10 protein-coding genes are annotated in these 11,190 nt (G+C 66.0%); 7 read left to right on the forward strand and 3 right to left on the reverse strand.

Translation table 11 applies throughout. From position 1 onward, the window contains the following. Window positions 1-17 precede the first annotated feature (17 nt). Window positions 18-905, forward strand: a complete 888-nt coding sequence (locus tag ACMZ91_RS19040) for an MBL fold metallo-hydrolase (RefSeq protein ID WP_049400411.1) — start codon at window positions 18-20, stop codon at window positions 903-905. Window positions 906-990: 85 nt separating this feature from the next. Here the strand turns inward: ACMZ91_RS19040 and ACMZ91_RS19045 are convergent, their stop codons facing one another. Beyond that, window positions 991-1,284 carry a PsiF family protein gene (locus ACMZ91_RS19045; protein WP_049463240.1) on the reverse strand — a complete coding sequence of 98 codons (294 nt, stop codon included), beginning with the start codon at window positions 1,282-1,284 and terminating at the stop codon, window positions 991-993. Between the two features lie 146 nt (window positions 1,285-1,430). Next, complete coding sequence (gene upp / locus ACMZ91_RS19050) at window positions 1,431-2,063, reverse strand: uracil phosphoribosyltransferase (RefSeq protein WP_005409099.1); 633 nt, start codon at window positions 2,061-2,063, stop codon at window positions 1,431-1,433. A gap of 215 nt (window positions 2,064-2,278) precedes the next feature. Between upp and ACMZ91_RS19055 the strand changes: the two genes are divergently transcribed. Genes ACMZ91_RS19055 through ACMZ91_RS19070 form a run of 4 tightly spaced genes read left to right on the forward strand, consistent with a single transcriptional unit; the run spans window position 2,279 to window position 7,896 of the window. Next, window positions 2,279-4,792, forward strand: coding sequence for a TonB-dependent receptor (locus ACMZ91_RS19055; protein WP_414578464.1), 2,514 nt, complete (start codon window positions 2,279-2,281; stop codon window positions 4,790-4,792). Further along, window positions 4,792-5,907, forward strand: a complete 1,116-nt coding sequence (locus ACMZ91_RS19060; protein ID WP_414578460.1) for a phytase — start codon at window positions 4,792-4,794, stop codon at window positions 5,905-5,907. Before ACMZ91_RS19055 ends, ACMZ91_RS19060 begins: the two co-directional genes overlap by 1 nt. Window positions 5,908-5,921: 14 nt before the next feature. Next, on the forward strand, window positions 5,922-7,271 hold the full coding sequence (locus tag ACMZ91_RS19065; RefSeq protein ID WP_238380395.1) for a purple acid phosphatase family protein: 1,350 nt from the start codon (window positions 5,922-5,924) through the stop codon (window positions 7,269-7,271). 10 nt (window positions 7,272-7,281) lie between these two features. Continuing rightward, a complete protein-coding gene (locus ACMZ91_RS19070; protein ID WP_049462594.1) occupies window positions 7,282-7,896 on the forward strand; it encodes an inorganic diphosphatase in 615 nt (204 codons plus the stop codon). A gap of 19 nt (window positions 7,897-7,915) precedes the next feature. On the opposite strand, the gene ACMZ91_RS19075 is transcribed toward ACMZ91_RS19070, so the two are convergent. Then, entirely contained in the window at window positions 7,916-8,500 is a 585-nt protein-coding gene (locus tag ACMZ91_RS19075; protein ID WP_049462595.1) for an SMI1/KNR4 family protein, read from the reverse strand. A gap of 109 nt (window positions 8,501-8,609) precedes the next feature. Here ACMZ91_RS19075 and ACMZ91_RS19080 point away from each other — a divergent pair, with 109 nt between their 5' ends. Continuing rightward, window positions 8,610-10,025, forward strand: a complete 1,416-nt coding sequence (locus ACMZ91_RS19080; RefSeq protein ID WP_049462596.1) for a cryptochrome/photolyase family protein — start codon at window positions 8,610-8,612, stop codon at window positions 10,023-10,025. Between the two features lie 139 nt (window positions 10,026-10,164). Continuing rightward, window positions 10,165-10,860: a YiaD family glycine zipper/OmpA-like lipoprotein gene (locus ACMZ91_RS19085; protein ID WP_414578457.1), complete on the forward strand. Its 696-nt coding sequence runs from the start codon at window positions 10,165-10,167 to the stop codon at window positions 10,858-10,860. The last annotated feature ends 330 nt before the right edge of the window (window positions 10,861-11,190 follow it).

Raw genomic sequence — 11,190 nt, forward strand, 5'->3', positions numbered from 1 at the left:
GCGCCGATAATCGACACATGAAACTCTGGTCTATTCGTGGAAACTCGCAGCGCCTTGATGGCGGCGCGATGTTCGGCAACGCGCCGCGCGCGTTGTGGGAAAAATGGGCGGCACCGGACGAGCTCAATCGCATCGAGCTGGCCTGCCGTGCGCTGCTTGCCAGCCCGCTGGAAGGCAAGACGGTGCTGTTTGAAACCGGTATCGGGGCGTTCTTCGATCCGCGCATGCGCGAACGCTACGGTGTGCAGGAAAGCCAGCACGTGCTGATCGATTCGCTGCGCGAAGCCGGCTTCGAGCACGAGGATATCGACGTGGTGGTACTCAGCCACCTGCACTTCGATCATGCCGGTGGCCTGCTGGCGGCATGGAGCGAAGGGCGTGAGCCCGAGCTGCTGTTCCCCAACGCAACCTATGTGGTCGGTGCGCAGCATTGGCAGCGCGCCGTGCAGCCACACCCGCGCGATCGCGCCAGCTTCATTCCGGAACTGCCGGGCCTGCTGCAGGCCAGTGGCCGGCTGGAAGTGGTGGACGGGGAGTACTCGAAGGCGCTCGGCCGCAGCGTGCGCTTCAGTTACAGCGACGGGCATACACCGGGGCTGATGCTGGCCGAGATCGTCGGTCACGCGCATCCAGGCGAAAGTGCGCATGGTGGCGTGGTGTTCTGTGCCGACCTGATCCCGGGCCGCTCATGGGTACACGTGCCGATCACCATGGGCTACGACCGCAATGCCGAGCTGCTGATCGACGAGAAGCGGCAGTTCCTGGAAGACAAGCTGGCGCGCAACGTGCGGCTGTTCTTCACCCACGATCCGCAGGTGGCATTGGCGCAGCTTGGCAGGGATGACAAGGGGCGTTTCGTGACCCTGCACGAGCAGGGTGAGCTGAAGGCACGCGCCCTGGGGTAATGGCATGGCCGGGCAATGCCCGGCCTTTTACTGATGTCCGTGGATCCACGCCATGCGTGGATGGCGTTTTATCCGGATGCGACCATTACGACACCTTCAGGCAGCTGCTCATGAAGGTCTTGCGCGCATCACCGGCCAGCTTTTTGGCGCCCGCGTCAGCGTTGCACTTGCGCATGCGTTCCTGCTGCGTATTGACCGGCTTGGCGTCGGCGGCGTGGCCGCTGAGGCAGGAACTCTGTGCAGTCTTGTAGGCATCGCCCTTCAGCCCCTTGTTCTTGGCCGAGCATTCGGCCATGCGCTGCTGCTGCGGAGTGGTGGCATTGGCCGCCAGGGGCAGGCCGACCAGCAGGACGGCGGCCAGCAGAAAAGAGGCTTTCATCGGGAGCTCCAAGGGTGGCGGGTGCGCGGAGCATTCGCTTCCCGGCGCCAAGAGCACGTGAAGAATCGCAACGCGGCCGCGATGGCCTGCGCTGTTGGGGTCAGACCCCTTTCGCGGCGAAAGGGCTCTGACCCCGGTTCTTCGGATCAGCCGACGCGGGTACCGAAGATGCGGTCACCGGCATCGCCCAGGCCCGGCAGGATGTAGCCCTTGTCGTTGAGCTGGGCATCGATGGCCGCGGTGTAGATCTCCACGTCCGGGTGCACGGCCTTGACCGCCTCGATGCCTTCCGGCGCGGCGACCAGGAAGATGCCCTTGATGCGGCGGGCGCCGGCACGCTTGAGCATGTCGATGGTGGCGATCAGGGTGCCGCCGGTGGCCAGCATAGGGTCCAGGATCAGCGCGTCGCGCTCTTCCAGGCGCCCGGTCAGGCGCTCGAAGTAGGGCACCGGCTGCAGGGTTTCCTCATCGCGCTGCAGGCCGACCACGCTGACGCGGGCCGCCGGGATCAGCGACAGCACGCCGCTGAGCATGCCCAGGCCGGCGCGCAGGATCGGCACCACGGTGATCTTGGCGCCCGCAATGCGCTGCACGGTGACCGGGCCGGCCCAGCCGGGCAGGGTGTGCGGCTCGGTGTCCAGGTCGGCGGTGGCCTCGTAGGCCAGCAGCGTACCCAGCTCGTTGGCCAGTTCGCGGAAATCCTTGGTGCTGAGCGCAGCGTTGCGCATCAGGCCAATCTTGTGCTGCACCAGCGGGTGGCGCACTTCGACGATCTTCATGGTCGGGAAGGGGAAAAGGAGAGAGGGCGCCATTTTGCCGGATCGGCGGGCCGAACCCAAACCTGGCCCGGAGCGGCGTTACTCGAAATGTGCAGGCGCATGTCACGGCCATGCAACCTTGCGGACATACCGTGCAGACCCATTCTTAACAGGAATGGGGATTCCCAGTGCATATCAAGACTCCGTTGGCCGTTGCCATCACGCTGACCCTGGCGATGGGGGCCGCAGCCCCGCTGCAGGCGGCCGGGCAGCAGGCGGTAGCCGCCACCGGCGCCGTGGCCGCTGATGCGGTCGACCTGGACCGCATCGAAGTGCGCGCCCAGCTCGAATCGCAGATCCGCGCGGTCGACCTCAAGCGCAGCAGCGACGCCATCGAGGATGCGGTGTCCTCCGATGCCCTGGGTCAGTACCCGGACAAGAACGTGGCCGAGTCGCTGCAGCGCCTGCCGGGCATCAGCGTGACCCGCGACCAGGGCGAGGGGCGCTTCGTGGTCATCCGCGGTCTGGACGCCAACCTCAACAGCGTCAGCGTGGATGGCATCGCCATCGGTACGCCGGAGGATTCCAGCCGCGCCGCACCGCTGGACGTGATCCCGTCCGACTCCACCGAGCGCCTGCGCGTGGTCAAGTCGCCGACCCCGGACATGCCCGGTGATGCCATCGGCGGCGCCGTGCTGGTGGAATCGGCCTCGGCCTTCGACCGTGACGGTCGCAGCCTGCGTGGCAAGATCGAAGGCAGCCACCAGCAGTTGTCCGGCGAGACCAGCCCCAAGGCCGCCTTCAACTACAGCGAGGTGTTCAACGACACCTTCGGTGTGGCGCTGGGCGTGAACTACCAGAAGCGCAGGTTCGAGTCGGACAACACCGAAGTGGAGTATGACGGCAAGGACGATGCCGTCCCCGGCGATGTCACCGCGATCAACCTGCAGCACCGCAAGTACGAGATCGAGCGCAAGCGCATCGGTGCCAGCCTCAACCTCGACTGGCGCCCGAATGAAGACAGCAAGTACTACCTGCGCACGCTGTACAGCCAGTTCGACGATGCGGAGACCCGCCAGCGCGTGATCTTCAACTTCGACGACGCGAAGATGGTCAAGACCGGCACCGACCAGTACCGCCTGGATGGCATGCCGAAAGATTCCATCGACAAGCGCATGCGCTACCGCACCAAGAAGGAGAACACCTTCGCGGCCAGTCTCGGTGGCGAGAACAAGCTGACCAACGCCGTGGTCGATTACCGGATCGGCTACACCCGTACCGAAGAGCGCGTGAACGACGAGATGGAGGCGCGCTTCAAGCTCAACGGCAAGGCCTTCAACGGCACCCTGGACCAAAGCAGCCGCCTGCCCAGCTACAGTTTCGACAACCCGCAGTGGCTGGACAACAGCAACTACGCGTTCGACCGCTTCGTGCTCTCGCCCAAGCAGGTGAACGACAAGGAGCACAGCGCGCAGGTCAACGTGCGCTTCGACGGTGACAGCAGCAGCATCAAGTTCGGCCTGCTGGGTCGCTGGCGCGACCGCGACGTGAATGTGGACGAGCGCGAACTGCGTGTCGGCCCGAAGGTGGCGCTGTCGAGCTGGAGCACCTCCTCGCCGGAGCACCGCCACGGCAACCTGGGTGACGGCATGGATTCGGCCGCGATGCGTGCCTTCTGGGCGGCCAATGGCGGACAGTACAGCGCTCGTCCGCAGGACGTCGGTGGCAACGCGATGACATCGCTGGAAGAGGACTACGTGGCCAGCGAAGACATCTTCGCCAGCTATGCGATGGGCACCTGGGACGTGGGCGCGCTGCGCATCATCGGCGGTGTGCGCGTGGAAAACACCCAGTTCAAGGCGGTCGGCAACCAGGTGGACGTGGCCGCCAACGGCCGCAGCTTCACCGTCACCCCGCGGGTGGCCAACAGCAGCTACACCAACGTGCTGCCGGGCCTGCACCTGCGCTACGATGCGGCCGATGACTGGGTACTGCGCGCCTCGGCCAACAAGACCGTATCGCGCCCGTCCTTCGGTGACATCTCGCCGCGCGTGGGCTACAGCCGCGGCGACGAGGAAGTGCGCCTGGGTAATCCGGAACTGGATCCGTACGAGTCGAAGAACATCGACCTGTCGGTGGAGAAGTACATCGGCAGCACCGGTATCGTTTCACTTGGCCTGTTCCACAAGTCGATCGATGGCTACATCGTGCAAATGGTGCGGACCAATGATCCCGCTTATGGCGGCTTCGACGTGACCCAGCCGATCAATGGCCGCAAGGCCACCGTGCGCGGTGCGGAATTCAACTGGCAGCAGCAGCTGGCCTTCCTGCCGGACGGCCTGGATGGCCTGCTGGTCGGTGCCAGTGGCACCTGGCTGGATACCAAGTTCGATGCCGGCATCAAGGACCGTGCAGGCGAGGACTTCACACTGCCGCGCGCCTCCAAGCATGTCTACAGCGCACACATCGGCTATGAAAAGTACGGTGTGAGTACACGCCTGGCGGCGGTATACCGCAGCGAGTACCTGGACAGCATCGGCAAGGGCCGGGCGTTCGACATCTACGTTGCACCGAACACCCAGCTCGATTTCTCGCTGGACTACAAGTTCACCCCGCGGGTGAGCATGTATTTCGAAGCACAGAACCTGCTGGACAAGCCGCTTGAGCTGTACCAGGGCACGCGCTCGCGCACCCTGCAGATGGAAGAATACGGTCGTACCTACGCGCTCGGCCTGAAGGTGGCACTGTGATGGGGCGTGGCATCACCGTCCTGGCGGTCGCGCTGGCGGTAGCATTGGCTGCCGGCTGCACGCCGGCCACCGGCAATGACCCTGCCTCGGCCGCGACGACAGCGAAGGCCAACGGCGAACGGTCGGTGACCACCATCGCCGAAGCCTTCCTGTCACCGATGACCCCGGCCGACAACATCGACTCGCCGGCGGCCTGGCGCGCGCCGGACGGCGCGCTGTGGCTGATCGCCACCGCAAAGGCGACGGACAAGCTGGTGGTCTACGATGGCAGCACCGGCCAGCACCTGCGTGACGTTGGCGGCAGCGGCTCCGCACCGGGGCAGTTCGACCGCCCAAACGGCATCGCGGTAATCGACGACCTGCTGTGGATCGTGGAGCGCGACAATCACCGCGTGCAGGTGCTGAGCCTGCCGGACTTCGCGCCGCTGGCGACGTTCGCTGCGGACGACCTGCGCAAGCCGTACGGGCTGTGGGTCGACCGCCGTGCCGATGGCTACAGCGTCTACGTTACCGACTCCTGGGACAACGGCGAGGATGCGCAGGGGCGTGACATCCTGCCGCCGCTGGCCGAGCTGGACAAGCGCGTGCGCCAGTACCACGTGACCCGCGACGGTGCGAAGGTCGAGGCGAAGCTGGTGGCCAGCATCGGTGACACCAGCGAAGCCGGTGCGCTGCGCGTGGTCGAGTCGATCTGGGGCGACCCGGAGAATGATCGCCTGCTGATCGCCGAAGAGGATGAGAGCTACGCCAGCGAGTTCAAGGTCTACACCCTGGCCGGACGCTTCACCGGCACCACATTCGGCCGCGACGTGTTCAAGGCGCAGGCCGAAGGCGTGACCCTGCGCACCTGCGGCAAGGACGGCTGGTGGATCACCACCGAACAGGGCAAGCAGCGCAGCGTGTTCCATCTATTCGACCGGCACACGCTGAAGCCGGTGGGCGCGTTCCAGGGCAATACCGTGGCCAACACCGACGGCATCTGGATGATGCAGCAACCCAGTGCGCGCTTCCCGCACGGTGCACTGTATGCAGTGCATGACGACCAGGGCGTGGTGGCGTTCGACTGGGAGAGCATCGCCAAGCAGTTGGCATTGCCGCTGGAGTGTGGCGCATGAGCCGGCAGTGCGTGATGCGCACGGTGGCGTTGGGCCTGCTGCTGGCACTGCCGTCGCTGTCGTTCGCAGCGGCCGAACCCAACACCCAGGTGCCAGCAGGCAGCCGCCACTACGCAGCGACGCCGGTGCCGGATCGCATCGTCGCCTCGCCGGCGGTCGATCCCAGCCACGGTTTCGCCGTGGCCTGGCGTACTGACGGCAGCGTGCAGGCACCGCTGCTCGAGATCGCTCTCGCCGGGGATTCGCCGGCCATCGAGGGCATCCGCCAGGTGCGCGCAACGACCCGCGCACTGCAGACCGAGAACGGGCTGTCGCACCATCATCGTGCAGACATCGCTGGCCTGCAGCCGGACACCCAGTACGTCTACCGCGTGCAGGGCAACGGCAGTTGGAGCGCCTGGAACCAGCTGCGCACGCTGGCTGCGGCCGACCAGCCGCTGACCCTGCTGTACTTCGGTGATACCCAGAACAAGAACGTCAGCCATGTCAGCCGTGTAGTGCGCGCCGCGCAGAAGGCCGCACCGCAGGCACGCATGAGCCTGTTCGCCGGTGACCTGGTCAGCGGCGGCGACAACATGGATGACAGCGAATGGGGCGAGTGGTTTGCTGCCACCGGCTGGCTGGCGCAGGAAACGCTGGTGGCCCCGGCGATCGGCAACCACGAGTACTTCGAGGAATTCGAGGATACCCCGCAGGAGCGTCGCGTGCTGGGCCGGCACTGGCCGGTGACCTTCGCGCTGCCGGGCAATGGCGCCACCGCCGCGCAGCAGACCAGCTACTGGTTCGATGCGCAGGGCGTGCGCGTGGCGGTGGTCGATGGCACCTCGGCACTCGACCTCGGCACCGCCAAGGCACAGGCGCAATGGCTGGACAAGGTCCTGGCCGGCAACCGGCAGCCGTGGACCATTGTGCTGCTGCACCAGCCGTTCTACTCACCCCGCGAAGGCCGCGAGAACGCTGCGCTGCGTGACGTGCTGCTGCCGGTGGTACGCCGCCACAACGTCGACCTGGTGCTGCAGGGCCACGATCACACCTATGGCCGTCGCGGTGAAGGGCAGGCCGCCACGCCGCAGTACGTGGTGACCGTGGCCGGGCCGAAGCAGTACCGCCTTTCCGACGAGGCACGGAAGACGATGGATCCGGTAGCCGAGGACACCCAGCTGTTCCAGGTGCTGAACATCGATCCGCAGCACCTGCGCTACGAAGCGCGCACCGTGACCGGGCGCCTCTACGACGCCTTCGAACTGCGCCGTGATGCCAAGGGCGCAAAGCAACGCACGGAGTTGACCGAAGGCCGCATAGCACCGCGCGACTGCCCGCGTGCGCAGACCGCCAAGGGTCGCGCCGACCGCTGCTGGGAATGACGAGATGCCAATGACCACGCTCCGACGCATCCTTCCGCTCGCTGCCATCGGCGCCGCCCTGCTGTTGCTGGCCAGTGCGGTGACGGCCGCCGATCCCGTGCTGCATCCGTTCCTGGTCGCCCAGCCGAAGCAGGCCCCGCAGGAGGTGAATCTGGCGGTGGAGATTCCGGCCGGCAGCTTCACCAAGTACGAGATCAAGGAAGACGGCCTGGTCCATGTGGACCGCTTCCAGTCGATGCCGGTGGCCTATCCGGCCAACTACGGCTCGATGCCGCGCACCCTGGCCGGCGACAACGATCCGCTGGACGCGCTGGTGCTGACCCGTGAACCGCTGCATCCGGGCGTGATCGTGCGCTTCCGGCCGATCGGCTATCTGAAGATGATCGATGGCGGCGAGCACGACGAGAAGATCATCGGCGTGCCCACCGACAAGGTTGACCCGACTTACGCCAGCATCCGCGACCTGGCGGATCTGCCGGAGGTCGAGCGCCAGCGCATCGAGGCGTTCTTCCGGGTCTACAAGGACCTGCCGGCCGGTCGCAACCCGGTGCAGCTCAACGGTTGGGGCAACGCCGCCGAGGCGCGGGTACTGATCAGCGAAGCGATGAAGCGCTTCGAAAAGTAGATCCACGCCATGCGTGGATTCAGTCCAGCAACGTCTCGATGAACGACTCGGCCTGCAGGCGGTCGCCCAGTACCCGGGCCACCGCCTGTACGGCTGCCTCCTGGTGTTCAGGACGGATACCGCCATCGTCATCGTCGTTGTAGAGGTCATCGCCTGCCTCGAGGTACATCGTGCCTGCAGCAGCCAGAGCCGCCATCAAGGTCGGCACATCGGTAGTGATCTCGCCGGCATCCAGCAGGCCCGCACCGTGGTGACTGAACAGCACACGGCCGTCATCCAGGTCGAGGATGAACGGATCGGCGCCGCGATCGGCGATCACCAGCCAGTTCGATGGCCAGTTGTCGATCGGCTCGCCGCTGATGCCATGCCAGCGATAACCGGCTTGGTGACTCCACACACGCCGCAGCGGCGGTATCCAGACATCGAGGCCCGGAATGGTGATGCCGGAGTTGCCCACCTTCGCATTGATCTCATGACCCAGCGGTCCCACCTGCGCGTAGAAGCGCGCCAGCAACGGTGGGAGCGGGAACGGTCCCTGCCAGTCACCTTCGTACTGGGCCCGCAGCAGCCCGAAGCGGGCGAATGAGGCGTGCAATTCATCCATGGCGGGGTCCAACGAGGAGCGGCCCAGCAGCCTAGCAGACGGCGTCTGCGTGCAAGGCCTTCACCGCCGCTGGCTATCATGTCCGCCTTCAACAACGAAGGCGGTGTCTGTGTCGGTAGCGTTGGTATGGTTCCGCCGTGATCTGCGGCTGCAGGACAATCCGGCCCTGCAGGCCGCGCTGGATGCCGGTCACGACGTGGTGCCGATCTACATCCATGCGCCCCACGAAGAGGGTGAGTGGGTGCCGGGTGCCGCCTCCGATGCGTGGCGCCACCGTTCACTGGCCGCGTTGGACGCCGACCTGCGCGTGCGCGGTTCGTCGCTGGTGCTGCGCAGTGGTGACAGCCTGCCGGCCCTGCAGTTGCTGATCGAGCAGACCGGCGCCGAGGCGGTGTACTGGAACCGCAAGTACGAACCGGCCACCCAGCCACGCGACGCCACCATCAAGCGCACGCTGCGCGAGCAGGGCATCGACGCACAGAGCTGCAATGGCGGCCTGCTGTTCGAGCCGTGGGACATCGCCACCCAGCAGGGCCAGCCCTACAAGGTATTCACGCCATACTGGCGCAACGTACTCAGCCACTGGCGCCTGCCCGCACTGCAGGCTGCACCGAAGGCACTGGCGACGCACGCGGTCGACAGCCTGGCATTGGATGATCTCCAGTTGGCACCGACGCTGGACTGGGATACCGGCTTCTGGGAGCACTGGCAGCCGGGTGAAGCCGGTGCGCTGGAAGCGCTGTCCGTGTTCGAGGACGGTGCGCTGCGCGGCTACCGCGAGCAGCGTGACCTGCCAGATCGCGTGGGCACCTCGCGGATGTCGCCGCACCTGCATTTCGGCGAGATCGCACCGTGGCGCATTGCCCATGCGCTGGAAGGCCTGCGCAGTGCCGGTACCGACGCCGACATCGACGGCTATCTGCGCCAGCTCGGCTGGCGTGACTTCGCCTACCACCTGTTGCATCACTTCCCGAAGACGCCGACCGACAACCTCAACCCGCGCTTTGACCGTTTCCCGTGGGCCACACCGAGTGCCGCGCAGCTGCACGACTGGCAGCGAGGCAACACCGGCGTGCCGATCGTCGATGCAGGCCTGCGCGAGCTGTGGCACACCGGTTACATGCACAACCGGGTGCGGATGATCGTGGCCAGCTATCTGTGCAAGCACCTGCGCGCGCACTGGCTGCATGGCGCGCGCTGGTTCTGGGACACCCTGGTCGATGCCGACCTGGCCAACAACACGATGGGCTGGCAGTGGGTGGCCGGGACCGGTGCCGATGCCGCGCCTTACTTCCGCGTGTTCAACCCGGTCACCCAGGCCGAGAAGTTCGACCCCCAGGCCCGCTACATCAGCCGCTGGGTGCCCGAACTGGGGGCGCTGCCGGTGAAAGCGCGCTTCGCACCGTGGCAGCATCCGTTGCTGCTGGCGGCACATGCCCCGGGCTATCCGCGCACGCCGCTGGTGGACCTGGCGGTTGGCCGCGATGCCGCATTGGCGGCTTACCGCCAGTCGGGGGCGGGGTAAAGGGCGACCTGAGCGATCCGGTCAGTTAGCTGAACGCGGCCCTGTCGGTGTGCCCGATCATCATTCCGGCATCGCATCGGGCTGTTTATTCTCTTTGCGCCCGCAGGCCGCCGGCCGACCGGAAACCAAGGAGAACCTCATGATCCGCAACACCACCCGCAACGTCGCACTGGCCCTGATGAGTGCGGCCGTCCTGTCGGCCTGCGCCACCGGCGGCTCCTACGTACAGAGTGACCAGTACGGCAACCCGACCGAGCAGCAGAACCACACCGGCCGCAACGCGCTGATCGGCACCGCCATCGGCGTAGCCGCCGGTCTGCTGACCGGTGACAGCGCCACGGAGCGCCGCCAGCATGCGCTGATCGGCGCCGGTATCGGCGCGCTCAGCGGCGCCGCGGTAGGCCAGTACCAGGATCGCCAGGAACGCGCACTGCGCGAGCGCACTGCCAACACCGGCATTGATGTGCAGCGCCAGGGCGACAACATCATGCTGAACCTGCCGGACGGCATCACCTTCGACTTCGGCAAGGCGACCCTGAAGCCGCAGTTCTACGGCTCGCTCAATGGCGTGGCAGGCACCCTGCGTGACTACAACCAGACCATGATCGAAGTGGTCGGCCATACCGACAGCATCGGCAGTGACGCGGTCAACAACCGCCTGTCGAAGGAACGTGCCGACTCGGTCGCGCAGTACCTGATCGGGCAGGGCGTGCAGAGCGTGCGCATCGAAACCCTGGGCGCCGGCAAGTCGTACCCGATTGCCGACAACAGCACCGATGCCGGCCGCGCCAAGAACCGCCGCGTCGAAATCCGCGTGATTCCCCTGAAGCAGTAACGCGTAGCGTTACGGTTCCGGCGCAGCCGGAACGAAAATGCCGCCCTTGCAGGCGGCATTTTCTGTAGGTGCCGAGATTGCTCGGCACGCCGATAGCGCTCCCGGTCGCGGCTTCTCCGAACGGCGCCGACCAAGGTCGGCATCTACCGGAAGCCACCCAGCCGGAACGAAAATGCCGCCCTTGCAGGCGGCATTTTCTGTAGGTGCCGAGCTTGCTCGGCACACCGATAGCGCCCGTAGAGTCGAGCTTGCTCGACTGAAGCGCAAGAGCAGTCGAGCAAGCTTGTATGTTCCTCCCGGCTCCTACGAGGTATGTAGGAGCCAGGGTGG

This window comes from Stenotrophomonas sp. FR024, from assembly GCF_047500745.2.
GTDB classification, from domain to species: domain Bacteria; phylum Pseudomonadota; class Gammaproteobacteria; order Xanthomonadales; family Xanthomonadaceae; genus Stenotrophomonas; species Stenotrophomonas maltophilia_A.